Origin of the sequence: Pseudomonas paraversuta, from assembly GCF_904063065.1 — a bacterium.
In the GTDB taxonomy this organism is placed as follows: domain Bacteria; phylum Pseudomonadota; class Gammaproteobacteria; order Pseudomonadales; family Pseudomonadaceae; genus Aquipseudomonas; species Aquipseudomonas paraversuta.
This window is the reverse complement of sequence record NZ_CAJFCL010000008.1, coordinates 1-26339: the sequence shown is the minus strand read 5'-3', so window position 1 is coordinate 26339 and position 26339 is coordinate 1. Positions and strand designations below refer to the sequence as shown.

Annotated in this window: 24 protein-coding genes; 12 read left to right on the top strand and 12 right to left on the bottom strand. The window is 58.2% G+C overall.

Going from position 1 to position 26339, the window contains the following annotated elements; all coding sequences use genetic code 11:
• The first annotated feature begins 8 nt into the window (after positions 1–8).
• From JQ845_RS16770 to JQ845_RS16760, 3 genes are all read left to right on the top strand, one after another.
• Entirely contained in the window at positions 9–1094 is a 1086-nt protein-coding gene (locus JQ845_RS16770; protein ID WP_203009279.1) for a 5-(carboxyamino)imidazole ribonucleotide synthase, read from the top strand.
• Between the two features lie 105 nt (positions 1095–1199).
• Positions 1200–1448, top strand: a complete 249-nt coding sequence (locus tag JQ845_RS16765; RefSeq protein ID WP_003438124.1) for a GlsB/YeaQ/YmgE family stress response membrane protein — start codon at positions 1200–1202, stop codon at positions 1446–1448.
• Positions 1449–1531: 83 nt separating this feature from the next.
• Positions 1532–2068, top strand: coding sequence for a DUF3299 domain-containing protein (locus JQ845_RS16760; RefSeq protein WP_003438126.1), 537 nt, complete (start codon positions 1532–1534; stop codon positions 2066–2068).
• Positions 2069–2139: 71 nt separating this feature from the next.
• Here the strand turns inward: JQ845_RS16760 and JQ845_RS16755 are convergent, their stop codons facing one another.
• Together JQ845_RS16755 and JQ845_RS16750 are read right to left on the bottom strand one after the other, a co-directional pair.
• Positions 2140–3039 (bottom strand): D-hexose-6-phosphate mutarotase, encoded by a 900-nt coding sequence (locus tag JQ845_RS16755; protein ID WP_003438128.1) that lies wholly within the window; start codon positions 3037–3039, stop codon positions 2140–2142.
• A gap of 58 nt (positions 3040–3097) precedes the next feature.
• Positions 3098–3499, bottom strand: coding sequence for an acyl-CoA thioesterase (locus tag JQ845_RS16750; RefSeq protein ID WP_003438129.1), 402 nt, complete (start codon positions 3497–3499; stop codon positions 3098–3100).
• Between the two features lie 376 nt (positions 3500–3875).
• Between JQ845_RS16750 and JQ845_RS16745 the strand changes: the two genes are divergently transcribed.
• The 7 genes from JQ845_RS16745 (at position 3876) to JQ845_RS16715 (ending at position 13426) form a co-directional block, all read left to right on the top strand.
• Complete coding sequence (locus JQ845_RS16745) at positions 3876–5165, top strand: MFS transporter (RefSeq protein ID WP_203009278.1); 1290 nt, start codon at positions 3876–3878, stop codon at positions 5163–5165.
• 165 nt (positions 5166–5330) lie between these two features.
• Positions 5331–6317 carry a phosphate ABC transporter substrate-binding protein PstS gene (locus JQ845_RS16740; protein WP_003438133.1) on the top strand — a complete coding sequence of 329 codons (987 nt, stop codon included), beginning with the start codon at positions 5331–5333 and terminating at the stop codon, positions 6315–6317.
• Positions 6318–6532: 215 nt separating this feature from the next.
• Positions 6533–8818, top strand: a complete 2286-nt coding sequence (locus tag JQ845_RS16735; RefSeq protein WP_161720132.1) for an ABC transporter permease subunit — start codon at positions 6533–6535, stop codon at positions 8816–8818.
• A 15-nt stretch (positions 8819–8833) separates the two neighbouring features.
• Positions 8834–10504 (top strand): phosphate ABC transporter permease PstA, encoded by a 1671-nt coding sequence (gene pstA, locus JQ845_RS16730; RefSeq protein WP_003438137.1) that lies wholly within the window; start codon positions 8834–8836, stop codon positions 10502–10504.
• A gap of 169 nt (positions 10505–10673) precedes the next feature.
• Positions 10674–11507, top strand: coding sequence for a phosphate ABC transporter ATP-binding protein PstB (gene pstB / locus JQ845_RS16725; RefSeq protein ID WP_003438139.1), 834 nt, complete (start codon positions 10674–10676; stop codon positions 11505–11507).
• 110 nt (positions 11508–11617) lie between these two features.
• Positions 11618–12379 carry a phosphate signaling complex protein PhoU gene (gene phoU / locus JQ845_RS16720; RefSeq protein WP_203009277.1) on the top strand — a complete coding sequence of 254 codons (762 nt, stop codon included), beginning with the start codon at positions 11618–11620 and terminating at the stop codon, positions 12377–12379.
• 162 nt (positions 12380–12541) lie between these two features.
• Positions 12542–13426, top strand: coding sequence for a response regulator (locus JQ845_RS16715; protein WP_203009276.1), 885 nt, complete (start codon positions 12542–12544; stop codon positions 13424–13426).
• Between the two features lie 81 nt (positions 13427–13507).
• On the opposite strand, the gene JQ845_RS16710 is transcribed toward JQ845_RS16715, so the two are convergent.
• The 10 genes from JQ845_RS16710 to JQ845_RS16665 all read right to left on the bottom strand — a co-directional run bounded on the left by JQ845_RS16710 (position 13508) and on the right by JQ845_RS16665 (position 23295).
• Positions 13508–15466, bottom strand: a complete 1959-nt coding sequence (locus JQ845_RS16710; RefSeq protein WP_203009275.1) for a DUF7844 domain-containing protein — start codon at positions 15464–15466, stop codon at positions 13508–13510.
• Positions 15463–15783, bottom strand: a complete 321-nt coding sequence (locus tag JQ845_RS16705; RefSeq protein ID WP_010657071.1) for a DUF2388 domain-containing protein — start codon at positions 15781–15783, stop codon at positions 15463–15465. The genes JQ845_RS16710 and JQ845_RS16705 overlap by 4 nt, the downstream gene beginning before the upstream one ends.
• Before the next feature lie 26 nt (positions 15784–15809).
• Positions 15810–16103: a DUF2388 domain-containing protein gene (locus tag JQ845_RS16700; protein WP_003438149.1), complete on the bottom strand. Its 294-nt coding sequence runs from the start codon at positions 16101–16103 to the stop codon at positions 15810–15812.
• 147 nt (positions 16104–16250) lie between these two features.
• Positions 16251–16568 (bottom strand): DUF2388 domain-containing protein, encoded by a 318-nt coding sequence (locus tag JQ845_RS16695; protein ID WP_003438151.1) that lies wholly within the window; start codon positions 16566–16568, stop codon positions 16251–16253.
• A gap of 301 nt (positions 16569–16869) precedes the next feature.
• Entirely contained in the window at positions 16870–17085 is a 216-nt protein-coding gene (locus JQ845_RS16690) for a DUF1127 domain-containing protein (protein WP_003438153.1), read from the bottom strand.
• 317 nt (positions 17086–17402) lie between these two features.
• The gene (locus JQ845_RS16685; protein WP_003438154.1) at positions 17403–18893 is read right to left on the bottom strand and encodes an acetyl-CoA hydrolase/transferase family protein; all 1491 of its coding nucleotides are present in this window, start codon (positions 18891–18893) and stop codon (positions 17403–17405) included.
• 180 nt (positions 18894–19073) lie between these two features.
• On the bottom strand, positions 19074–20510 hold the full coding sequence (locus JQ845_RS16680) for an NAD(P)(+) transhydrogenase (Re/Si-specific) subunit beta (protein ID WP_003438156.1): 1437 nt from the start codon (positions 20508–20510) through the stop codon (positions 19074–19076).
• Positions 20507–20830 carry an NAD(P) transhydrogenase subunit alpha part 2 gene (locus tag JQ845_RS16675; protein WP_003438157.1) on the bottom strand — a complete coding sequence of 108 codons (324 nt, stop codon included), beginning with the start codon at positions 20828–20830 and terminating at the stop codon, positions 20507–20509. Before JQ845_RS16675 ends, JQ845_RS16680 begins: the two co-directional genes overlap by 4 nt.
• A 10-nt stretch (positions 20831–20840) precedes the next feature.
• Positions 20841–21962 (bottom strand): Re/Si-specific NAD(P)(+) transhydrogenase subunit alpha, encoded by a 1122-nt coding sequence (locus JQ845_RS16670; protein WP_127196922.1) that lies wholly within the window; start codon positions 21960–21962, stop codon positions 20841–20843.
• 436 nt (positions 21963–22398) lie between these two features.
• A complete protein-coding gene (locus JQ845_RS16665) occupies positions 22399–23295 on the bottom strand; it encodes a LysR family transcriptional regulator (protein WP_010657074.1) in 897 nt (298 codons plus the stop codon).
• 157 nt (positions 23296–23452) lie between these two features.
• Between JQ845_RS16665 and JQ845_RS16660 the strand changes: the two genes are divergently transcribed.
• Together JQ845_RS16660 and JQ845_RS16655 are read left to right on the top strand one after the other, a co-directional pair.
• Positions 23453–24634 (top strand): acyl-CoA dehydrogenase, encoded by a 1182-nt coding sequence (locus tag JQ845_RS16660; RefSeq protein WP_003438163.1) that lies wholly within the window; start codon positions 23453–23455, stop codon positions 24632–24634.
• Positions 24635–24648: 14 nt separating this feature from the next.
• Positions 24649–25869, top strand: coding sequence for a CaiB/BaiF CoA transferase family protein (locus JQ845_RS16655; RefSeq protein ID WP_161720130.1), 1221 nt, complete (start codon positions 24649–24651; stop codon positions 25867–25869).
• Positions 25870–26339: the final 470 nt, after the last annotated feature.

The following is a 26339-nucleotide window of genomic DNA, read 5'->3' as shown; positions in this document are numbered from 1 at the left end:
TTTTGACGATGAAAATCGGTGTAATCGGTGGCGGCCAACTGGGCCGCATGCTGGCCCTGGCGGGCACTCCGCTGGGCATGAACTTCGCTTTCCTTGATCCGGCGCCTGATGCCTGCGCAGCTGCGCTGGGTGAACACCTGCGTGCGGACTACAGCGACCCGGATCATTTGCGCCAACTGGCCGATGAAGTCGATCTGGTGACGTTTGAGTTCGAAAGCGTTCCTGCTGAAACCGTGGCCTTCCTGTCGCAATTCGTACCGGTGTATCCGAGTGCCGAAGCGCTGCGTATCGCCCGTGATCGCTGGTTCGAAAAAAGCATGTTCAAGGACCTGGGGATTTCGACGCCGGACTTTGCCGACATCCAGTCCCAGGTGGATCTGGATGCAGCGGTAGCCAGCATCGGGTTACCGGCCGTGCTCAAGACCCGCACCCTGGGTTATGACGGCAAGGGCCAGAAAGTGCTGCGCACTGCGGCCGATGTCGAAGGTACCTTTGCCGAGCTGGGTAGCGTCGCCTGCCTGCTGGAAGGTTTTGTACCCTTCACTGGTGAAGTGTCGCTGATCGCCGTGCGCGGTCGTGATGGCGAGACCCGGTTCTACCCGCTGGTGCACAACACCCATGACCGCGGCATTCTCAAGCTGTCGGTTGCCAGCACCGATCACCCGTTGCAAGCGCTGGCCGAGGACTACTCGAGCCGTGTACTCAAGCAACTCGACTACGTCGGCGTGATGGCGTTCGAGTTCTTTGAAGTCGACGGTGGCCTCAAGGCCAATGAAATTGCCCCGCGTGTGCACAACTCCGGGCACTGGACCACTGAAGGCGCCGAGTGCAGCCAGTTCGAAAACCATTTGCGCGCCATTGCCGGTTTGCCGCTGGGTTCGACGGCCAAGGTCGGTGAGAGCGCAATGCTCAACTTCATTGGCAGCGTGCCGCCGGTAGAGCAGGTGATCGCGATTGCCGACTGCCATTTGCATCACTACGGCAAGGCCTTCAAGGTCGGCCGCAAAGTGGGTCATGCCAATCTGCGTTGTGCAGACCTGGCGACGCTCAAAGCGCAAATCCAGCGTGTTGAAGCGTTGATCGATCAAGCGTAAATCGTTAATTGGCGGGAACCATTCAGTGACCGCCACTCTCTGATGGCGTGATCCCAAAGTGCTGACTAGGCTTGGGTTTACGCCATCTACAGAGAGGAAGCGTCCATGGGCATCATCGGAACCATTTTTATCGGCTTGATCGTTGGCCTGCTGGCCCGTTTCCTGAAACCGGGCGACGACAGCATGGGCTGGATCATGACTATCCTGCTGGGTATCGGCGGTTCGCTGGCGGCAACATACGGCGGACAGGCACTGGGTATCTATAAGGCAGGCGAGGGTGCCGGCTTTATTGGTGCGGTGATCGGGGCGGTTATCCTGCTGGTGATCTACAACATGGTGTCGAAAAAGAGCTGATTGAATGGTCTGGCCCTCTCTGCGCTCGCCGCAGAGAAGGCTAGAATGCGCGGCGTCAGAAGCCCTCTTTGATTGAGACTGCCATGCGTCGTTTTGCTTTTATCTTTCTTTTACTGGGCTGTGGCCTGGTACACGCGGCGCAATTGCCCGAAACCGACTGGCTCGACCTGATGCCAAAGTCGGATCAAAAAGCCCTCGAACAAATGCCCGAAATCGACCATGACTCGCCCGAGGCCAATGGTACGTTTACTGCCAAGGGTGGTTTGAAGCAGAGCAAAGGCCTGCCGGCGGTCATGTATTCCAGTAAAACTGTGCCTGCCATGAACGGGAAAAATATCCGTTTGGGCGGCTATCCCGTGCCTTTGGAAACCGATGCCAAGGGGCGCAGTACCCTGTTTTTCCTGGTGCCGTACCCTGGCGCCTGCATCCACGTGCCGCCACCGCCGCCCAATCAGTTGGTGCTGGTGCGCTACCCCAAAGGCTTGAAGCTGGACGACATCTACACGCCATTGTGGGTGGTGGGCACGCTGAAGGTTGAGACAGTCAGTAATGATCTGGCGGATGCGGCCTATGCGCTGGATGCGAGCAAGGTGCGGGTGGTGGTTGAGGCGGATTTGTAAGGGATACGCAACTTAACTACGCGCAATCTGACTGTAGGAGCGAGCTGTTTAAAAAGCTCGCTCCTACAGGTTCAGGGTTTCAGGCGTTTGCTCGCAATGCTCACACCCAGGGTATGGCTCGCACCCGGTTCCAGGGTGACCACGTCGTCCATCACGTTGGCGGTTTCGATGCAGAGCATGCGTTGCCAGCCATCATCGGCCATGTCGTCAAACTGTTCGGCCCGCTCGATCCACGGGTTCCAGATCACCGCCGTACGTGAGCCGCGGCTGGTGAGCTGAATGCTGCGGTGCCAGTCGTTATCGACAATGCTCAGCTGCTGCGGGGCGTCGAGGTAGATGCGGTCGGTTTCGCCGCTGAAGGTCAAATCGCCGGTCTGGCGGATCTGTTTCCAGTCTTGCAGCGTGTCGATATACGTCAGTGCGTCCAGCCCTTCGACATGCACCCTGCGTACATCGCTGACCGCAAAATAGCTGTGCAGCGCCTGGCTGATGGTGACCGGAATATCACTGCGGTTATGGCTGGTGAGACTGATGTGCAGCTGCGTGTCCAGGCGAATGCTCAGGGTCAGTGCGACATCGTGTGGCCACCCGGGCAGGCCGCCTTCGACGTGGGGCAGGCCCAGTTCGATGTGCAGTGCTTCACCGGCATCGTCGAACTCAAGGAGCTCCCATTCGCGGGTGCGCACCAGCCCATGGGCCGTTGCCGGCTCGTCTGACTGACGCATGGCTTTTACGCTTTGCGGGTTGCGTTCAAAATTGCCAAACCACGGCCAGCAGACCGGGACGCCGGTGCGGATGCCTTTGCCTGCCTTGTACTGGGCCTTGTCGTTAAGCCAGATGATCGGCGGCTCATCGCCTACCTGATAACTGAGCACCTGGGCGCCCTGTTTGGCGACCAATAGTTGGGCCTGACCATGCTGGAAGTGCCAGCACTCCAGTTCGTCCAGGGTGACTGACTCAATGTGGTGCATGGCAGGCTCTCTATATCAGGGACTAGGACAGCAGTAGACAGGCAAAGCGCGGCGAGGTTTAACGGCGCGGCGGAACGGAGCGCGTGCGGCCGCTGCCATCGATGGCAACGAACACAAATACAGCTTCGGTGACTTTGCGCCATTCGCTGGACAGCGGGTCGTCGCTCCACACTTCGACCATCATCTGGATCGAGCTGCGGCCGATTTCCAGGGCCTGGGTGTAAAACGATAACTGGGCCCCGACTGCCACGGGCACCAGAAATGCCATGCGATCAATGGCAACCGTAGCCACACGGCCCCCGGCGACCTTGCTGGCCATTGCGGTGCCAGCGAGGTCCATTTGTGATACCAGCCAGCCGCCGAAAATATCGCCGAAACCGTTGGTTTCGCGCGGTAATGCGGTGATTTGCAAGGCCAGGTCACCTTGCGGGATTGGATCTTCTTGTTCGAGCTCTAGCATGCCTAAGGGCCTCTGACCCGTGATTCATCATGTGTATTGCGGGTGAATAAGCGTCATTAGAAAAACGATTCAGCCCGAACATACTACGTTCGTCACGTTCTTCATAAGCCGCACCAAGGGAAACTCTGCGGAATCAGCTGGTGAATGCCCTGCGAACGTTTCGCACAGCATTTTCAGAAGTCTCCAAATGTTTCTTACAGCCAACGAGTATATCGATCACTGGCTTGGCCGACGACCTTCGGATTCTGCTTTTTAAGCGAGGCGTGCGTCTAGCTCTGTGCTTTTGTAAACAATTTGTTATCTTTCAAAACCTGCCCAGCCCCTGCCGGCGTAGTTGCAGCTTTTTGCCGAGCCCAAATAAGAGAAGCAATACTCCATGATCACAGAGCCTTCCAGTGCTGCACCGCCGTCGCGGCCGTTAACCCGTAATGACTATAAAACCTTGTCGCTGTCTGCTTTGGGCGGTGCGCTGGAGTTTTACGATTTCATCATCTTTGTATTTTTTGCCACCGTGGTCGGCAAGCTGTTCTTCCCGGCGGACATGCCGGAGTGGCTGCGCCTGATGCAAACCTTCGGCATTTTTGCTGCGGGTTATCTGGCACGGCCGCTGGGTGGCATTGTCATGGCGCACTACGGCGACCTGCTGGGGCGCAAGAAGATGTTCACTTTGAGCATCTTCATGATGGCGGTGCCGACCCTGATCATGGGCTTGCTGCCGACTTATGCACAGATCGGCATGTGGGCGCCGATTCTGTTGCTGCTGATGCGCGTGATTCAGGGCGCGGCGATTGGCGGTGAAGTGCCGGGCGCCTGGGTGTTTGTGGCCGAGCATGTTCCGCCGCGTCACGTGGGCTATGCCTGCGGCACCCTGACCTGCGGCCTGACGGCGGGCATTTTGCTCGGTTCGTTGATGGCCACTGCGATCAATACGATCTACACCCCGGCGGAAGTGGCCGATTACGCGTGGCGAATCCCTTTCCTCATGGGGGGTGTGTTCGGACTGTTTTCGGTGTATCTGCGGCGCTGGTTGCACGAAACCCCGGTGTTCGCCGAGTTGCAGCTGCGCAAGGCCCTGGCTGCAGAAGTGCCGCTCAAGACCGTGTTGCGTGATCATCGCGGCGCAATTGTGATTTCGATGCTGCTGACCTGGTTGCTGTCTGCCGGGATCATCGTGGTCATATTGATGACGCCGACCGTGCTGCAAACCGTGTACGGTTTTTCTGCCACCACCTCATTGCAAGCCAACAGTCTGGCCATCGTCTTTTTGAGCTTGGGCTGTATTGCTTCGGGGGCACTGGCTGACCGCTTTGGTGCCGGCAAAGTCTTCGTGCTGGGTTGCGCCGGACTGCTGATCACCTCGTGGACCTTCTACCACAGCCTGTTGCAGCACCCGGACTGGTTGTTTCCCCTGTACGCCTTGAGCGGATTGTTTGTAGGCACCATCGGCGCTGTGCCCTATGTGATGGTCAAAGCCTTTCCGCCAGTGGTGCGTTTCAGTGGCCTGTCTTTTTCCTACAACCTGGCCTACGCCATCTTTGGTGGCCTGACCCCGATGGCCGTAACCCTGCTGCTTAAAGAAAGCCCGATGGGCCCGGCGTACTACGTGGCAATCATCTGCACCATGGGCTTGCTGGTCGGTGCCTACTTGTGGAAAAAGGGCCGCTGATCGAGCCGGCCTCGTCGTCACATATAATTAGCCTCTCCAGAAAGGCCATCATTTGTAAACAATGATGGCCTTTCATCCAATTGTCACAATCGGTTCATAGAGTGGTCACATGGCCTGAAGATACTGGCCCCCGATTCATCTAACCCCGTTTGTTAGGAGTAAGGCATGAAACTGAAGCGTGTGATGGCGGCCCTGACTTTTGTTGCCGCTGGCGTTGCGACTGCCAATGCGGTTGCCGTTGGTGTTGACCCGGCTATTCAGCCCTACGTGAAGACCACCGGTGTGTCGGGGAATCTGTCCAGCGTTGGTTCCGATACCCTGGCGAACCTGATGACCCTGTGGGCTGAGGCTTACAAAAAAGAATACCCGAACGTGAACATCCAGATTCAGGCTGCCGGTTCTTCGACCGCGCCACCTGCGATTACTGAAGGCACCGCCAACCTGGGCCCGATGAGCCGCAAGATGAAGGACAACGAACTGGCTGCCTTCGAGCAGAAGTTCGGCTACAAGCCGACCGCCATCCCGGTGGCTGTTGATGCCCTGGCGGTATTTGTCCACAAGGACAACCCGATCAAGCACCTGACCATGGAGCAGGTTGACGCGATTTTCTCGTCGACCCGTTTGTGCGGAGCCAAAGCTGACGTTAAAACCTGGGGCGACCTGGGTGTGACCGGCGATCTGGCGAATAAGCCGGTTCAACTGTTTGGTCGTAACTCGGTATCCGGCACTTATGGCTACTTCAAGGAAGAAGCCCTGTGCAAAGGCGACTACAAGCCAAACGTGAACGAACAGCCGGGTTCCGCTTCGGTGGTTCAGTCCATCAGCAGCTCGCTGAACGGCGTGGGCTACTCGGGCATCGGTTACAAAACCGCCAGCGTGAAAACAGTGCCTCTGGCTAAAAAGGGCAGCACCGAGTTCATTGAAGACACCGAAGAAAACGCACTGAACGGCAAATACCCGTTGTCGCGTTTCCTCTACGTGTATGTGAACAAGGCACCGAACAAGCCGCTGAACCCGCTGGAAGCCGAGTTCATCAAGCTGGTGTTGTCCAAGCAGGGCCAGGAAGTGGTAGTGAAAGACGGCTATATCCCGCTGCCAGCCAAAGTCGCTGCCAAAGCACTGGCTGACCTGGGCTTGAAAGAAGGCGCATAAACGAGAGCTCTGTAGTCGCTGACGAAGGCTGCGGCAAGGTCCGAAGGGCCTTCAAAAACGGGTCTGCTACGCAGCCCGTCGTAGCCTCCGGCAGCCGCTACAGGCGCTCCTGATTCACCTCATTTTTCGCTCCGCTGCCAGCACCACTGGGCGGCGGATTTTCTGCGTCACTGCTTTGTCATCTTTCTGTCATACAGGATCGCTAGGGTGTGCGCATGAATGATCTGGCCAATTCCCCAATGACTACGACATCCGCTCCCAAGCGCATTGATTTCAATACCCCTGAACTCAAGCGCAAGCGTCGCATCCGCGCGCTAAAAGACCACCTGACCCGCTGGTATGTATTTATCGGCGGTCTTGCCGTGCTCGGCGCGATCACCCTGATTTTCTTCTTCCTCGGCTATGTCGTGTTCCCGCTGTTTCAGGGCGCAGACCTCAATGCCAAGCAGGCGCTGACTCCGGTATGGATGCAGGATGCCGGCAAGCCGCTGATGATTTCCGTAGAGGAGCAGAATCAGGTCGGTATGCGTGTGTCCGACAAGGGCATGGTGCTGTTCTTTAACGCCAAAACGGGCGACGAGTTATCGCGGGTCAACTTGCCGTTGCCTGCGGGCACACAAGTGACGTCGATCGGTGAAGACCAGCCGGGTAATCCGGTGGTGGTCCTGGGCCTGTCCAACGGTCAGGCCCTGGTGTTCCGTCACAGCTACCGTGTCAGCTATCCGGATAACAAAAAGACCATCACCCCGGCCATTGAATACCCCTATGGCGAAACGCCGATTGTGCTCGACCCCCAGGGCCGTGCGCTGGATCACGTGAACCTCAGCGTGAACGATTCGACGCTGGTGCTGGCGGGCTCGAGCGGTGCGCAGTTGAACGTGCTGTCGATGGTCAGCGAAGAAAACATGATGACCGGCGAGGTCACGAATTCCGAGACCCGCATCGACCTGCCGCAAATGACCGAGCAGGTCAAAGCGCTCTACGTCGACCCGCGCCAGCAGTGGCTGTATGTGGTTAACGGGCGGGCGCAAGCCGATGTGTTCAGCCTGCGCGACAAGAGCCTCAACGGGCGCTACAAGCTGGCTGATGACGCCACGACCGAGATCACCGCCAGTACCCAGTTGGTGGGTGGTATCTCGCTGATCTTCGGCGACTCCAGGGGTGGTCTGAGCCAATGGTTCATGGCGCGCGATCCGGATGGCGAGCAACGCTTCAAGCACATCCGCAGTTTCCAGATGGGCACCTCGCCGATTGTCGAGATCACCGCCGAACAACGTCGCAAAGGCTTCCTGGCCCTGGACGCTGCTGGTGAAATCGGTGTGTTCCACAGCACCGCGCATCGCACCCTGCTGGTTGAAAAAATTGCTGAAGGCCCCGGCATCATGGCGTTGTCGCCACGGGCCAACCGCATCATCGTGGAAGAGGGCGGCAAGCTGCTGCCACTGACCCTGAAAAACCCGCACCCGGAAGTGTCCTGGAGCGCGTTGTGGAGCAAGGTCTGGTACGAGAACTACGACGAACCTAAATACGTTTGGCAGTCGACGGCTGCCAACACCGACTTCGAACCGAAAATGAGCCTTGCGCCATTGACCTTCGGTACGTTGAAGGCGGCGTTCTACGCCATGTTGCTGGCCGCTCCGCTGGCTGTTGCTGCCGCGATCTACACCGCTTACTTCATGGCCCCGAGCCTGCGGCGCAAGGTCAAGCCGGTGATCGAGCTGATGGAAGCGATGCCCACGGTAATCCTGGGCTTCTTCGCCGGTCTGTTCCTGGCGCCTTATGTCGAGGGCCATCTCCCGGGGATTTTCAGCCTGCTGATGCTGATGCCCATCGGCATCCTGGTGGCGGGTTTCACCTGGAGCCGCCTGCCTGAGTCGATCCGCCTGCGGGTGCCGGACGGCTGGGAAAGCATGATCCTTATCCCGGTGATTCTGTTTGTGGGCTGGCTGTCGCTGTATATGAGCCCGTATATGGAAGCCTGGTTCTTCGGCGGCGACATGCGCCTGTGGATCTCCCACGACCTGGGCATCACTTACGACCAGCGCAATGCTCTGGTGGTGGGTCTGGCGATGGGCTTTGCGGTCATCCCGAACATCTACTCGATTGCCGAAGACGCCGTGTTCAGCGTGCCGCGTGGCCTGACCCTGGGCTCGCTGGCGCTGGGTGCCACACCGTGGCAGACCATGACCCGGGTTGTCATCCTGACCGCCAGCCCGGGGATTTTCTCGGCGCTGATGATCGGCATGGGCCGTGCGGTAGGCGAGACCATGATTGTGTTGATGGCCACCGGCAACACCCCGGTCATGGAAATGAACCTGTTCGAAGGCCTGCGCACATTGGCGGCGAACGTCGCGGTGGAAATGCCGGAGTCGGAAGTGGGCGGCAGTCATTACCGCGTGCTGTTCCTCTCGGCGCTGGTACTGCTGCTGTTCACCTTCGTCATGAACACCCTCGCCGAGCTGATTCGTCAGCGTCTGCGCAAGAAATATTCGTCGCTTTAAGGAAGGTAGAAGTCTGTGAAACAGAACTCCCTCAAAGGTTGGTTCAAGAGCGGCGCTCCCGGCGTCTGGATCAGCGGTGGTGCGGTTTCCATCGCGGTCATCATGACCATCGGTTTGCTGTCGGTCATCGCGGTGCGTGGTCTGGGTCACTTCTGGCCGGCAGACCTGGTGCACGCGCAGTACGACGTACCGGGTAATGCCAATCACGTGCTGATCGGCGAAGTGGTGCAAAAGGAAGAAGTACCGCGCGAGCGTCTGAAAAGCGCCGGCTTGCCGGTGCCCGATCAAGGCCCCGAGTTCATGACGCGGGAGCTGATCAAGGTCGGTAACCGTGACCTGAACGGCAACGACTTCACATGGGTGGTCGGCGAGTGGCTGACCAACCAGTCCACGCCGCCGGAGCTGATGGCCATCGAGCGCCGCGAATGGGGCAATTTTTACGGCTATCTGGTCAACGTTAAAGAAAACGGCAAAGTGATCGCCGAAGGTGCTGCGGCCTGGCCTGAACTGCAAGCCCGGGTCAAACGTATCAATGAACTGGCGGCACAACTCAGCCAGCTGGAAAAGAAAGACATCGGTGCGATCAACTACGGGCTGGAGCGTATCCGCCTGCATGGTCGCAAGCTGGAACTGGACGGCAAGCTCACCCCGCAAGCGCAAGCTGACATGGAGTCGGAACGGGCCGAACTGAACGCCCGCTACAAAGCCATCGAAGAACGTTTGGGGGACTTGCACGCGCAGTTCAATCGCGACAGCCTCACGGCCCGCGACGCCAACGGTAAAGAGCTGGAAATCAGCATCGGCAAGGTGGTCAAGGCCTACCAGCCGAACGCGATGAACAGCTGGCAGAAGCTGGGGATGTATTTCAGCAATATCTGGGAGTTCCTCACTCAGGACCCCCGTGAAGCCAACACTGAAGGCGGGATCTTCCCGGCAATTTTCGGCACCGTGATGATGACCCTGATCATGGCCGTGATCGTCACGCCGTTCGGGGTGCTGGCGGCGGTGTATCTGCGCGAATATGCCAAGCAAAACACCCTGACCCGGGTGATCCGCATTGCGGTCAACAACCTGGCCGGTGTCCCGGCCATTGTGTACGGCGTGTTTGGCCTGGGCTTCTTTGTGTATGTATTGGGCGGCTCGGTGGACCGGCTGTTCTTCGCCGAAGCACTGCCGGCGCCGACCTTTGGTACGCCGGGCCTGATGTGGGCCTCGCTGACCCTGGCGCTGCTGGCGGTGCCGGTGGTGATCGTGGCCACTGAAGAAGGGCTGGCGCGTATTCCGCGTACCGTTCGCGAAGGCTCGCTGGCGCTGGGTGCCACCAAATCCGAGACCTTGTGGAAGATCGTGCTGCCGATGGCTAGCCCGGCGATGATGACCGGCATGATCCTCGCGGTGGCCCGTGCGGCCGGTGAAGTGGCGCCGCTGATGCTGGTGGGCGTGGTCAAGCTGGCACCGTCGCTGCCGCTGGATGGCAACTACCCGTACCTGCACCTTGACCAGAAGATCATGCACCTGGGCTTCCATATTTATGACGTGGGCTTCCAGAGCCCCAACGTCGAAGCCGCACGCCCGCTGGTATACGCCACCGCGCTGCTGCTGGTACTGGTGATCGCAACGCTTAACTTGTCGGCGGTATGGATTCGTAACCACCTGCGCGAGAAGTACAAGGCGCTGGAAAGCTGATTGATACACGTAAGGGTCATGTGGGAGCTGGCTTGCCAGCGACGGTTCAGATGTACACCGCGTTGTCCGGATCGCCGGCAAGCCGGCTCCCACAATAATCATGTAAACCTCTGGCCCTGATAAGCGGCCAGAGGTAAGCGAAATGAATTTTTAGCGTATGGAGCAACCCATGCAGCATGAATCTCCCACCCACGGCATCAACATGTCAGCCCTGGGCCGCAGCAAACAGAGCCTGAGCCTGGCTGACGAAGCCGTCGCCATTGAAGTACCGGGCCTGAACCTTTACTACGGTGAAAAACAGGCGCTGTTCGACGTCAGCCTGAACATCCCCAAGCAACGGGTTACCGCGTTTATCGGCCCGTCGGGTTGCGGCAAGTCCACGTTGCTGCGCACCTTCAACCGGATGAACGATCTGGTGGACGGTTGCCGTGTCGAGGGCGAGATCAACCTGTACGGCAACAACATCTACCGCAAGGGCGAGGATGTGGCCGAGTTGCGTCGGCGCGTCGGCATGGTGTTCCAGAAACCCAACCCGTTCCCCAAGACCATCTACGAAAACGTGGTCTACGGTCTGCGGATCCAGGGCATCAACAAAAAGCGCGTGCTCGACGAAGCGGTAGAGTGGGCACTCAAGGGCGCGGCGCTGTGGGATGAGGTCAAGGACCGTCTGCACGAGTCGGCCCTGGGGCTGTCCGGCGGCCAGCAACAGCGTCTGGTGATTGCCCGTACCATCGCAGTTGAGCCTGAAGTACTGCTGCTCGATGAGCCGTGCTCGGCACTCGACCCGATCTCGACCCTGAAAGTCGAAGAGCTGATCTACGAGCTCAAGTCCAAGTTCACCATCGTGATCGTGACCCACAACATGCAGCAGGCAGCCCGGGTTTCGGACTACACCGCGTTCATGTACATGGGCAAGATGGTTGAGTACGGCGACACCGATACCTTGTTCACCAACCCGGCCAAGAAACAGACCGAAGACTACATCACCGGGCGCTATGGCTAGCAGCAGCTGCAGCCGTTGGCCTCAAGCGGCAAGTAAATGCAGTTTGGCGTAACGACACAATCAACTTGCAGCTTGAAGCTGGTCGCTTGAAGCTTTTGCGGAGCAAAACCATGATTTCAAAGGATGGCCTCACCCATCACATTTCCGCGCAGTTCAACGCGGAACTCGAAGACGTACGCAGTCACTTGCTGGCGATGGGCGGCCTGGTGGAGAAACAGGTCAACGATGCCGTCACGGCGTTGATCGAGGCCGACTCCGGCCTGGCGCAACAGGTGCGCGAGATAGACGATCAGATCAATCAGATGGAGCGCAACATCGACGAAGAATGCCTGCGCATTCTGGCCCGTCGCCAGCCGGCAGCCTCTGACCTGCGCCTGATCATCAGTATCTCCAAGTCAGTGATTGACCTGGAGCGCATCGGTGACGAAGCGACCAAGATCGCTCGCCGTGCCATTCAGCTGTGTGAAGAAGGCGAGGCGCCCCGGGGTTATATCGAAGTGCGGCACATCGGCGATCAGGTACGCAACATGGTGCGTGATGCACTGGATGCGTTCGCCCGCTTCGATGCCGACCTCGCGCTGTCGGTAGCCCAGTACGACAAAATCATCGATCGTGAGTACAAGACCGCACTGCGCGAACTGGCCACTTACATGATGGAGGACCCGCGTTCGATCTCGCGTGTGTTGAGCATCATCTGGGTTCTGCGTTCGCTGGAGCGTATTGGCGACCATGCGCGCAATATCTCCGAGCTGGTGATTTATCTGGTGCGCGGCACGGACGTGCGGCACATGGGCCTCAAGCGCATGCGCGAAGAAGTTGAAGGCACAGGCGGTGATAAAGCTAATGTTGTGCAGTCTGCTGACGATAAATAAGACTGCCCGAGATAAAAAACGCCCGGCTCTAGCCGGGCGTTTTGGTTTTTGGCATTCATATTCAAGGCGCTCTGCGAACGTTTATGCCGTTGGGGTGCCTGTCGGTCTTGGCACATTGCTTTGAATGCGGGCAGGGTGGTCAGGATTTTAAAGGAGCAGTCGATGAGCAAGGTCAGTGTGCTGGTGGTGGATGACGCGTCGTTTATTCGCGATCTGGTTAAAAATTGCCTGCGTAACTATTTTCCGGGCATCAGGACCGAAGACGCAGTCAATGGCCGTAAAGCCCAGGCATTGCTGACCCGTGAGACTTTCGATCTGGTGCTGTGCGACTGGGAAATGCCGGAGATGTCCGGCCTTGAACTGCTGACCTGGTGCCGTGAGCAGGATCATCTGAAAACCCTGCCGTTCATTATGGTGACCAGCCGCGGGGACAAGGAAAATGTGATTCAGGCGATTCAGGCCGGGGTCTCAGACTTTGTCAGCAAGCCCTTCACCAACGAGCAGTTGTTGACCAAGGTGAAGAAGGCTTTTGCCAAGGCGGGTTTGCTGGATGCCGTGATGAGCAGTGCACCTGCACGCTTGAGCAGCGCCTTCGGTAACGACTCGCTGAATGCACTGACCGGTGGCAAGGCCCAAGTAATCACCCCGGCTCCTGCTGCGGCTGCACGTCCGGTGGCGCCAGCCGCAAAACCAGCCGCTCAGGTGCCGGCTGGTCGGGGTCAAGGGCAGCTGCGCCTGGCCAGCGGCACCCAGGCGTGCGTGATCAAGGCCCTGAGCCTCAAGGAAGCGCTGCTGGTGGTGCGTCGCGGTGAAGTGCTGCCTCAGGTATTGGCCAGTGCGGTACTGGACCTTGAGCAGGGCGAGAGCGCCGAGGTTGCGCGCCTCAATGGCTATCTGCATGCCATCGTGGCTTACGAGCCCAGGCCGGACAGTGACTGGTTGCAACTGACGTTCCGCTTTGTCGATCAGGATGCCGAGAAAATGAACTACCTCTCGCGGCTGATCGCCCACGGCACCGTGCAGAAGCACTTTGTGCCGGGAGCCTGAGATACGCCGGGCAAGTCCTGCAGGAGCGAGCTGTTTTCAGCCAGGCTAAAGAGCTCGCTCCTGCAGGGGGGGTTAGCAGAATCAGGGCAGTTGCAACCCGCCTGACGCTTTATGAATCGCCCGCAAGTGCTCGCCGATCTGTTTGACGTTGGCTTCGGTGGCAGCAATTTCCGCCGCCCGGGCCGGTTCAAGCAGGCCGCGTACTTCCTGGTCCAGGTCAGTGGTCAGGCGCAGCAGTTGCTGCTGGCGCTGGCTGCTTTCGGACTGGAGCACTTCCCACTCTTTGGCTTGCGGCAGGCCATAACCACTGCTGCCGAGCAACTCGGCCGGGCGGCTGAGGAAGCCGCTGGTGGCGAGAATCTGCTGCAGGGTTTTATTGGCTTTATCCATGCCGCCATCCTTGAGCCCGCGGGCGCCCAGGTACTTTTGCTTGACCTCGTCCTGGGCCAGCAGCAGTTGTCGACGAAAGCTGGCCTGCTCAAGCAATAACAGCGCAGCACTCGAGCGCAGGTCCGCCTTCTCGATCCACGGCCGGCGTTCGTCGGCATTCAGGGCCAGCCAGTCTTCAACCGTGGTCTGTTTGATTGGCAGGCGGGTTTTGAGCACGTCGAACATGGCTTGATAGCGGTCGCGGTAGGAGTCAAACCGGTAACCCAGGCGCAGGGCCTCTTTCGGATCCTCCAGCACGCTGGTGTCGGCCAGCCCGCGGCCCTCAAGCACTTCAAGCAGGCCATTGGGCACGATGCTGTCGAGCCCTTTGAGCTGGCTATTGTCGCTACCGCTGCGCAGCAGCTTCAGGGTTTCCACCGCGCAGTTGTTGGAGATGAAGTAATAGTTGCCGTCATAGCTCCAGTGCATCTCGGCAGCGTGCTCAACCACTTCTTCAATTTCGGGGCGGCTCAACTTGAGCGGCCCCGAAGCCAGGCTGCGCAGTTCGGTCTTGGTGTATTCGTCGATAACCTGGGCCAGTGGCAACACAAACAAGCGTGACGGGTAAGCCCCGGTCAGGCCGTCCCAGCTTGAAAGCTGTACGTCATTGACGAATGCCCGGTAGGACAGAACCAGGTGTTCTTGCAGGTCGAGGCGACAGTCCGGGCCGCGCGGGCGTCCGGGGGCGCAGATCACCAGGCGCAGCATGCTGTGGCCCCAGCGGCTGGCCCACTCCTGGTTGGCCTCGGCCAGCAGGTAGTCGACGGCGTAGACCCGCTCCGGGTCGACGGTGCCCAGGGGCTGCAGGGCAAAGTCGTTACCGGCGTTGAGGAAGGCGAAGCCTTTGGGGCATTCGTCCCTGGCCGCCGGGGCCCAGCCGAAATGCGCCTTGTAGTAGCGGTAGAGGGCTGGGCGGCGACAGGCGTAGGCCGGGTCGAGGAGGAAGTACTCCATGTTGACCGCTACAAACTCTTTGGGGTTGGTGACTTCGTAAAGGTCCGGGCTGCGAACGATCTGGTGGTTGTCTTGCTCGCGCTCGCCACGGCGTCCGACATATTGCTGCCAGCCGGCCAGGTCGAGCAGCCGTGGATCATCGCTGAGGGTGAAGCGGCGTTCGGTCTGGCCGCGGCATTGATCGGGCAGGCCAATGATTCCGGAGCTGTTGCTTTGTCTGCTGCAGCGCAGGATCAGGCTGCGCTCTGCGGCGGGCCAGAGTCGGGCGCGGTCGTAGATGTGGGTCAGTTCGTGCAGCACAGTGGCGAGCATTTCCCGGCGCACGGTGCCGTGGGGACGGTTGGTCTGCAGGGTGGCGGCAGAACCGTCGGTCAGCCCGGCCAGCAGCTTGCGATTGAGGTCCAGCTCTGACACCAGCGACGCCTGGCCGTAGGCATTGCTTGGCATGTCATCGGTCCAGCCCACCAGAATCTGTCGGTCCAGCTGCTCGATAAAACGCGGTGGCAGGCTCTGCATGGCCTCGTCCAGCAGAGCCTGGCTGGCCTGTTGTTCAGCCGGGCTCAGGCCTTCGGTCTTGAGTTGCAGATGCAGAGCGGCCTGGGCACTGCCCGCAAGCAGCAGGCCACAAACGAAGAACCAGCGCGTTAACCGCCTCACAGTGCGAGTATGGCTTCGGCGAGGACCTGGTCGCTGGCGGTACGGGCTTCGGGGACACGCTCACGCAGGGTGCTGAAGGCTGATTCCAGCTGCACACCGCGAATGTCGCCCTGGCTGGCAACGAAAGTGGCGGCGTCATCCTGAGCCTCGCGCACGACTTTGGAGTCGCGGATCGAGGTGGTGGTGTCCGAGGTGAAGTCAATGGTGCGGCCAAAGGCCCGCACAATGATGTTGCTGGTCTGGACCAGGGTCTGTGCCTGTGCCACGTCGGCGAGCAGCAAAAGACCCAGGGTCGCGACAATTAAAGGGCTACGCATGAAACATCTCCAGAAAATGCGGGTATTTATTGGACGAGAATTGCTTGTGCCAGTTCAAGGTCGCTGACACTCAATTCTGGATGACTCCGGCGCAGGCAGCGCAAGGCAGATTCCAGCTGCGCTCCTCGCAGTTGGCCGTCACTGGCAATGAAGACGCCAGCATCATCCTGGGCGGCACGTATCAGTTTGTGATCAAAGGGCGCGGACGTCACTTTACTGGTGACGTAACCACTGAGCACCACATTCTGGGTGGTCAGATCGAAGGCATGGGCTGTGTGTGTCCAGCAGAGTGCAAGCAGAGCTAAAGAGGAAAAGCGCATGGGTCTCGAGGCAGTTGGAATGAGACTCAAGGCTAGCGTAATGGCCGGGGCAGAGCCAGCGCGAGGCGGGGTTCTTCATGAAGCGGCGCAGCGCAGTGTTTCTTCTGCGGGCAAGCCTGCCCCACAGGGGGCAGGCGTATCCGAAAATCAAATGGTCAGGATTGCCTGGGCCAGTTGAGCGTCGGTGGCCTGCAACTGTGGTGCTTGCTGGCGGATGGCCTCGAATGCGCTTTCCAGTTTCACACCGCGAATGGTTCCTTCGCTGGCTACAAAGCTGGCGGCGTCGTCACGTGCAGCACGCACGATCTTGTTGTCGCGGAACGAACCGGTGGCGTCGGACGTCAGGTCGGAAGTGGCCTTGAGGGTGCCCACGATGCTATCGGTGGTAACGATAAAGCTTGAGGCATTGGCGCTTGCAGCAAGGGTCAGCAAGGCAGCGGCGCTAAACAGACGAAGGGTGGGCATGGTGAGACTCCAAAACATGAGCTTATTAAAATAGACGCTTATGGCTCGAATAGTAGGCGCAGGGCAGCGCTGAGCAAAGGATGTTTTGCCGATTGGAGTACGCAAAGTGCTTTGGATCAAGTATTTGTGTAACTGTACCTGTCTGTTTTAATGTTTTTAGAAACTGTACCTGTCTGGCTATGGCCTCTTAAAAATTCGCCCCATAAACGACAAAACCCGTCAGCGGTAATCCGCGACGGGTTCTGTTTTTTCAATTCAGGGTGCTGGCGATAGACCGGTGGTCAGGGCCAGCGAGCGCTCATTAGCGCCAGAACGGCTTGCTCAGCTCTTCGTAACGCTGTGCTTCGCTAATCCCGGCATCAGCCAGAAGACGCGAGTCCAGGCGAGCCAGTTGATGGCGGCTGGAGATTCGGCGCTGCCACAACATCAAGTTGGCAAGAACGCGCAAAGGCATGGAAGCCTGGTTGTTTACTGTGTTGCTTTCGTTGAACAGATCGGAACTGAGTGTACGTTCCATGACGGCATCCTTCCGCTTGTGGCGGCATTGGCTAGTGGTTTAACTGATGCCAATGATCCTCTTCTGTGTCCATACACAGTAGATACAGTTCAACTGTATTGCGATGGGCCAGTTAACTGTTTAGGGGTGCTGTACGGCCATAAATGAGCACAACTGTACCTGTCAGCACCAATGTGGTGCGAAACGGACTGTTTTGGCAGGGGGAAGGCGGGGAAGGGCCATGAATTGACCGGTACAGTAGTACAGTTTTTGAAATTTACGCCAAAAAAAGCCGCTGGCAAATAGTGTTTTTTGTCAGCGGCTGTCTAGAACGGGAGTTACGGCAGCATTTTCCCGGTTTCTTCGAGGTTGATATGCCAGCTCAGGGCTTCACGCAGTATGTGCGGCGTGTGGCCGCCAATAGCGCAGGCTTTGTTGAAGTAATCGTTCAGCGCTTCGCGGAAGTCCGGGTGCACGCAGTTGTCGATGATGACCCGTGCGCGCTCGCGTGGGGCCAGGCCACGCAGGTCGGCCAGGCCCTGCTCGGTGACCAGGATGTCGACGTCGTGCTCGGTGTGGTCGACGTGGCTGACCATGGGCACAACGCTGGAAATCGCTCCGGCTTTGGCAATCGACTTGGTAACGAAGATCGCCAGGTGTGCGTTGCGGGCGAAGTCACCCGAGCCGCCGATGCCGTTCATCATCCGCGTGCCGCAAACGTGGGTGGAGTTGACGTTGCCGTAGATGTCGAACTCGAGTGCGGTGTTGATCCCGATGATGCCCAGGCGGCGAACCACTTCCGGGTGATTGGAGATCTCTTGCGGGCGCAGGACCAGTTTGTCCTTGTAGCGCTCGAGGTTGCCGAACACGTCGGCATTGCGACGGCTGGACAGGGTGATCGAGCTGCCCGAAGCAAAGCTCATCTTGCCGGCGTCGATCAGATCGAAGGTCGAGTCCTGCAGTACTTCGGAGTACATGGTCAGGTCTTCGAACGGCGAGTCGATCAGGCCGCACATTACCGCATTGGCAATGTTGCCGATGCCTGCCTGCAGCGGACCAAGCTTGTTGGTCATGCGCCCTTCTTCAACTTCCTGCTTGAGGAAATTGATCAGGTGGAAGGCGATACCGTCGGTTTCGCTGTCCGGCTCGGACACGGTGGACGGAGAGTCCGGCTTGTTGGTGATCACGATGGCGACGATTTTTTCCGCCGGGATCGGGATCGCGGTGCTACCGATGCGGTCGTCGACTTTGACCAGCGGGATCGGTGTGCGCGTCGGACGGTAGGTCGGAATGTAGATGTCGTGCAGACCTTCCAGATTCGGGTTGTGCGCCATGTTGATTTCGACAATCACCTGTTTGGCGAAAATCGCGAAGCTGGCGGAATTGCCTACGGAGGTCGTTGGAACGATATGACCTTGCTCGGTAATTGCGACGGCCTCGATAACGGCGATGTCCGGCAGGGTCAGTTGCTTGTTGCGCAATTGCTCTACGGTTTCGGACAAATGCTGGTCGATAAACATCACTTCGCCCGCGTTAATGGCCTTGCGCAGGGTGCTGTCGACCTGGAACGGCATGCGCCGAGCCAGTACGCCGGCTTCAGTCAATTGCTTGTCGAGGTCGTTGCCCAGGCTGGCGCCGGTCATCAGGGTGATTTTCAGCGGCGACAGCTTGGCGCGTTCGGCCAATGCCTGGGGGACGGCCTTGGCTTCGCCGGCACGGGTAAAACCGCTCATGCCGACGGTCATGCCGTCTTTGATAAGGTCGGCGGCTTCTGCGGCGCTCATGACCTTGTCGTGTAGGGAAGTTAGGCGAATACGTTCACGGTACATGGATTGTTATCTCGGGCAACGGAAGCAAGAGGCGCAGTCTATTCATTTTCAGAGCCTTTCGTCCCGCTACCATGGTCGAATGCCAGCGGCCGATTTAGAGCCTTTGGTCGGGTTCTTTATAAATAGAAAAACCCCGGCCAATTCAGCTCCGGGGTTCTCGGTGTTGCAGGGGCGGGGATGTTACTCGACCGCTTTAACCATATCTTCAATAACTTTCTTCGCGTCGCCGAAGACCATCATTGTTTTATCCAGATAAAACAATTCGTTATCCAGACCGGCATAGCCGCTGGCCATGGAACGTTTGTTAACGATGACGGTTTTGGCTTTATAGGCTTCGAGGATCGGCATGCCGGCAATCGGCGATTTAGGATCGTTCTTGGCCGCCGGGTTGACCACGTCGTTGGCGCCCAGTACCAGCACCACGTCGGCCTGGCCGAACTCGGAGTTGATGTCTTCCATCTCGAACACCTGGTCGTAAGGCACTTCTGCCTCGGCCAGCAGTACGTTCATGTGGCCGGGCATGCGGCCCGCTACCGGGTGAATGGCGTACTTCACGGTCACGCCGCGATGGGTCAGCTTCTCGGTCAGTTCTTTAAGTGCGTGCTGGGCCCGTGCCACGGCCAGGCCATAGCCCGGAACGATGATCACGGTGTCGGCGTTCATCAGCAGGAACGTGGCGTCGTCAGCCGAGCCGGATTTCACCGGGCGCGCTTCTTTCGAGCCTGCCGGGCCTGCGGTATCGACTGCGCCACCGAAGCCGCCGAGGATCACGTTGAAGAACGAGCGGTTCATCGCCTTGCACATGATGTACGACAGGATCGCACCCGAAGAGCCGACCAGCGAGCCGGCAATGATCAGCATCGAGTTGTTCAGCGAGAAGCCGATGCCTGCCGCTGCCCAGCCGGAGTAGCTGTTAAGCATCGAGACCACGACCGGCATGTCGGCACCGCCAATCGGGATGATGATCAGCACGCCCAGTACGAACGCCAATGCCAGCATCAGTGCGAAGGCATTGAGGTTGCCGGTCAGCATAAAGGTGATGCCCAGTGCCAGCGTGGCCAGGCCCAGTACCAGATTCAGTTTGTGTTGACCGTTGAACTGTACCGGTGCGCCCTGGAACAGGCGGAACTTGTATTTGCCCGAGAGCTTGCCGAAGGCGATGACCGAACCGGAGAAGGTAATGGCACCGATGGCCGCGCCGAGGAACAGTTCCAGACGGTTACCGGCAGGGATGGCGTCGCCCAGATGTTTGACGATGCCCAGCGATTGCGGCTCTACCACTGCAGCGATGGCAATGAAGACTGCCGCGAGGCCGATCATGCTGTGCATGAAAGCGACCAGCTCAGGCATTTTGGTCATTTCGACACGTTTGGCCATGATCGAGCCTGCGGTGCCGCCTACCAACAGGCCGACAATCACGTAGCCGATGCCTGCGGTCGCAATTTCGCTGCCCAGTTTGTAGATCAGGCCGACGGTGGTGATTACCGCCAGACCCATGCCAAGCATGCCGAAGAAGTTGCCGCGGCGTGAGGTGGTCGGGTGCGACAGGCCTTTCAGCGCCTGAATAAAGCAGATCGATGCAACCAGATAAAGAACAGTGACCAGGTTCATGCTCATGGCTTGCGCACCTCTTCTTTGGCTTTAGGTGCTTTCTTCTTGAACATTTCCAGCATGCGCCGGGTGACCAAAAATCCACCGAATACGTTTACGGCTGCCAGTGCGACCGCTAGGGTGCCCATGGTTTTACCCAGTGGCGTGACCGTCAGTGCGGCGGCAAGCATGGCGCCCACGATCACAATGGCGGAGATGGCGTTGGTGACGGCCATCAGGGGCGTGTGCAATGCAGGGGTTACGTTCCAGACCACGTGATAACCGACATATATAGCCAGCACGAAGATGATCAGGTTGTAGATACCGGGGGAGATGAGCTCTTCCATGTTTTTATCCTCAGCCGTTTTTGCGCACGACTTGACCGTCGCGGCACATCAGGCACGCAGCGACGATGTCGTCTTCAAGGTTGATCTGGAACTGCCCTTCAGGGGTGAAGACCAGCTTGAGGAAGTCCAGCAGGTTGCGGGCGTACAGCGCGGAGGCGTCTGCGGCAACCATGGCAGGCAGGTTGGTGTAGCCGACGATGGTGACCCCGTGCTCGACCACGACCTGGTCGGCAACGGTCAGCGGGCAGTTGCCGCCCTGGGCCGCTGCCAGATCGATGACCACAGAACCGGGCTTCATTTGCGCGACGGTTTCTGCACTCAGCAACACAGGGGCCTTGCGTCCCGGAATCAGTGCGGTGGTGATAACAATGTCGGCCTGCTTGGCGCGTTCGTGAACGGCCAGAGCCTGGCGCTGCATCCAGCTGGCAGGCATTGGTCGGGCATAACCGCCGACGCCGACGGCGCATTCGCGTTCTTCGTCGGTTTCGTAGGGTACGTCGACAAATTTGGCGCCCAGGGATTCGATCTGCTCTTTAACCGCAGGTCGTACATCCGACGCTTCGATGACGGCACCCAGGCGCTTGGCGGTGGCAATCGCCTGCAGACCCGCAACACCGGCACCCAGGATCAGCACCCGTGCAGCTTTAACGGTTCCGGCGGCGGTCATCAGCATCGGCATGAAGCGCGGATAGTGGTGAGCGGCGACCAGAACTGCCTTGTAACCGGCAATGTTGGCCTGGGATGACAGCACATCAAGACTTTGCGCACGGGATGTACGGGGGGCGGCTTCAAGAGAGAAGGCGGTGATCCCGCGTTCGGCCAGTTTGGCAATGGTTTCATTGCTGAACGGGTTGAGCATGCCAATCAGTACGGTGCCGCTACTGATCAGGGCCAGTTCGCTGTCGCTCGGGGCGACGACTTTCAGAATCAGCTCGGCGCTGAATGCATCTGTGGCGCTGCCAATAGTCGCGCCTGCAGCTTCATAGGCGCTGTCAATAACGCTGGCATTAACACCGGCGCCACTTTGAACAGTCACCTTATGGCCTTGGCCGATCAGCTTCTTGATGGTTTCGGGGGTTGCAGCAACCCGCGTTTCACCCGGTTGGGTTTCGAGAGGAACACCAATGTGCACGTCATATCTCCTGCGTGATCTTTTATAAGAAAGCCAGCGCACTACGGGTGGTGCATCTGGGGCGGCCGATCAGCACGACCCCGCCTGAATGCAGGTGGGGCGGGGCATTCTGCCGTCGATTTTTTTGGCCTTCAAGAACTTATGGAGGGTGACGGGATATTAACTACAAGTCATGCAGTGACCGAATGTCGCAAGGGTCAGCTGCAGCCCTTTGAATACATGGCTTGTAATGATTTGAGGGGGTTTTTGAGTTTTTTTCAGATTTCTTTTGGTTATCGCAGCATAACTTTCGGAAATACCCTGCAGGCCGCGTGGTTACTGCCTTGCAGGTTTGTCCAGTTAGACAAAAGTAACGAGTGTAAAATAGCGACATTTGCTTATATATGTAGTGCTTTTTTATGCGTCACTACATAGTTTGTCCGGACGATGCGGGGAGTCAGGTAAGGCTGTAGATCGCGGCCTGCTTGATCAGCCAGTCGCGAAAGGCCTGCAGAGAGGCCGATTCAATTTTGCGCTCGGGGATCATTAAGTAGTAAGCCTTGGTGCTGGAAAGCGGGCGTTCATTGGCAATCACCAGGCGCTTCTCGGCCAGTTCGCGCTGAATCAGAAAAGGCGGGATCAGGGCGACCCCCATGTCGTGCATGGCGGCCTGGGCCAGCATCGAAAACAGCTCATAACGTGCGCCGGTCATGTCGCGTGGCACGTTCATGTCCTGTGCGTTAAACCACTGTCGCCAGGCGTAGGGGCGAGTGGTTTGTTGCAGCAGGGGCAGTTCTGCGAGGGTTTCTGCGCTCAGGTGTTGGGCTGCACCCAGTAAAGAAGGGCTGCATACCGGGACCGGGTTTTCGCCCATCAGGCGGTAGGACGATGTGCCGGACCAGTCGGCATCACCGAAGTAGATAGCCGCGTCAAAATCGGTGTCGGCGAACAGGAAGGGGCGTGTTCGGTTGGTCAGGTTGACCGTGACGTCCGGGTGTTGTTGCTGAAAGTCCTTCAGGCGGGGTAGCAGCCATTGCGTGCCGAAGGTAGGGACAAGGGCCAGTTCAATGGTGTTGGCGCCTTGTTGGCCCATGACGGACAGGGTGTCCCGTTCTACTGCATCCAGTTGAGTTGCAACCCGCCGACTGTAGGAAAGGCCAGCTTCGGTCAGCTTTACCCCGCGTTTGGAGCGTCTGAACAGTTCTACGCCAATGAACGATTCGAGGCTGGCTATCTGTCGGCAAATGGCCCCTTGGGTGAGGGATAGTTCTTGTGCGGCCTTGGTGAAGCTTTCGTGGCGCGCCGCTGCCTCAAAGCTGATAAGGGCTGTGGTGCTGGGGATTTTGCGGCGCATGTACGACATCCTCACTAAAGACGGCCATAAATGGCTTTTTCATTGGCTACAGAGTGAGAAATTATCACAACAGGGTGCGTAATCCTCGTTTGTCCTTCTATTAAGGGCGGCCTAGGATCGATCTACGACATTTGATCTATTTCACGAGGGTTCTCTGATGGCGGGTAAAGCAAGCTTCAACTGGATTGATCCACTGTTGCTGGATCAGCAACTGACTGAAGAGGAGCGCATGGTGCGCGACAGCGCTGAGCAATTTGCCCAGGACAAGCTGGCGCCGCGTGTTCTTGAAGCTTTCCGTAATGAGAAGACCGACCCGGCGATCTTTCGTGAGATGGGTGAGACAGGTTTGCTGGGGGCGATGATCCCTGAGCAGTACGGCGGCAGCGGTCTGAACTATGTCAGCTACGGTCTGATTGCCCGTGAAGTAGAGCGGGTCGACTCGGGTTATCGCTCAATGATGAGCGTGCAGTCGTCTCTGGTGATGGTTCCGATCAATGAGTTTGGTACTGAGGCGCAGAAGCAGAAGTATCTTCCCAAGCTGGCCTCGGGTGAATGGATTGGCTGCTTTGGTCTGACAGAGCCGAACCATGGTTCCGACCCGGGTGCGATGATTACCCGTGCTCGCTCTGTGGATGGCGGCTACAGCCTGACGGGCAGCAAGATGTGGATCACCAACAGCCCGATCGCGGATGTGTTTGTGGTTTGGGCCAAGGATGATGAAGGCGACATTCGTGGCTTTGTTCTGGAAAAAGGCTGGAAGGGTCTGAGCACGCCTGCGATTCACGGCAAGGTTGGTTTGCGTGCATCCATCACGGGCGAAATCGTTATGGATAACGTGTTTGTGCCTCAAGAGAATATCTTTCCGGATGTTCGCGGTCTGAAGGGGCCTTTTACTTGCCTCAACTCGGCGCGTTACGGGATCTCGTGGGGTGCATTGGGTGCTGCCGAGTTCTGCTGGCACACCGCGCGTCAGTACACCCTGGATCGCCATCAATTTGGGCGGCCTTTGGCAGCGACTCAGCTGATTCAGAAAAAGCTGGCTGACATGCAGACCGAGATTACCCTGGCGTTGCAAGGCTGCCTGCGTCTGGGGCGGATGAAGGATGAGGGCACTGCGGCGGTGGAGATTACATCGATCATGAAGCGCAACTCGTGCGGCAAGTCGCTGGATATCGCCCGTATGGCTCGCGACATGTTGGGCGGCAACGGTATTTCCGATGAGTTCGGCGTGGCGCGTCACCTGGTCAACCTGGAAGTAGTGAATACCTATGAAGGGACGCATGACGTGCATGCCTTGATTCTTGGGCGTGCGCAGACCGGTCTTCAGGCGTTCTATTAACAGGAGCTCGGCTCATGGGTGCTTTGTCGCATTTGCGGGTGCTGGATTTGTCGCGGGTTCTCGCCGGGCCGTGGGCGGGGCAGATACTTGCTGACCTCGGGGCTGAGGTCATCAAGGTCGAGCGCCCCGGCAATGGTGATGACACACGCGCCTGGGGGCCGCCGTTCCTGAAGGATGCGTATGGCGAGAGTACGGGGGAGGCTGCGTATTACCTGTCGGCCAATCGTAACAAGCAGTCAGTGACAATCGACTTCACCAAGCCGGAAGGTCAGCGACTGGTGCGAGAACTGGCTGCGAAGTCCGACATCTTGATCGAAAACTTCAAGGTTGGCGGGCTGAAGGTCTACGGCTTGGACTATGGGTCGCTCAAGGCGTTGAATCCAGAGTTGATCTACTGCTCGATTACCGGGTTTGGACAGACCGGGCCTTACGCCAAGCGGGCCGGGTATGACTTTATGATTCAGGGTCTGGGCGGCCTGATGAGTTTGACTGGTCGGCCTGAGGGCGACGAGGGTGCGGGGCCGGTAAAGGTTGGTGTGGCGCTGACGGATATATTGACTGGTCTTTACTCGACGGTGGCAATTCTGGCGGCCCTGGCCCATCGGCAGCAGGGTGGCCGCGGTCAGCATATTGATATGGCGCTGCTGGATGTGCAGGTGGCTTGCCTGGCGAATCAGGCGATGAACTATCTGACTACAGGTGTCGCTGCGCAGCGTCTTGGCAATGCTCATCCTAATATCGTGCCGTATCAGGATTTTCCTACGGCCGATGGCGACTTCATCCTTACGGTGGGTAACGACAGTCAGTTTCGCAAGTTTGCTGAAGTGGCTGGTCGGCCCGAGTGGAGTGATGACCCGCGTTTTGCGAGTAACAAGCAGCGGGTCGCCAATCGCGCAGTGCTGGTGCCCCTTATAAGGCAGGCAACAGTTTTCAAGACTACGGCTGAGTGGGTGTCGCAGCTGGAGGCGGTTGGCGTGCCGTGCGGGCCAATCAATGATTTGGCGCAGGTCTTTGCAGATCCGCAGGTCCAGGCGCGTGGGCTGTCTATGCAACTGCCCCATGCGCTGGCTGGCCTGGTGCCGCAGGTGGCGAGCCCGATCCGTTTATCCGAGACGCCGGTGGAGTACCGTAATGCGCCTCCTTTGTTGGGGGAGCATACGCAACAGGTCCTGGAGCGAGTGTTGGGGCTGGACCATGGGATGGTGGAAGCCCTGCGTGAGGCGGGTGTGCTGTAGCTATATATAGAGGGGTGCGTCAGCACCCCTCTATATATGTGTGGCGGGTATGATTTTGGGTTAATTGATAGAGTCACTCAATTAGCCCTTGACTCAGAATTCCAACGGCCTATAATTCGCCCACTTCCGGCGCAGTCGAAACGGAAAACTCCTTGAGTTTCAATGAGTTGGATGGTTCTTCGGCAGTGTCAGCTTCAAGTCATCGAAGCAGGAAATGAGGTGTTGACAGCAGCGTGTAACGCTGTAGAATTCGCCTCCCGCTAACGAGAGATCGAAAGCGCAAGTGGTTGATGTTACAAGGGAAACTTTGAAAACATCTGAAAATAACCACTTGACAGCAACAGAGGCTGCTGTAGAATGCGCGCCTCGGTTGAGCGAAAGCTTAACCAACCGCTCTTTAACAACTGAATCAAGCAATTCGTGTGGGTGCTTGTGGAGTCAGACTGATAGTCAACAAGATTATCAGCATC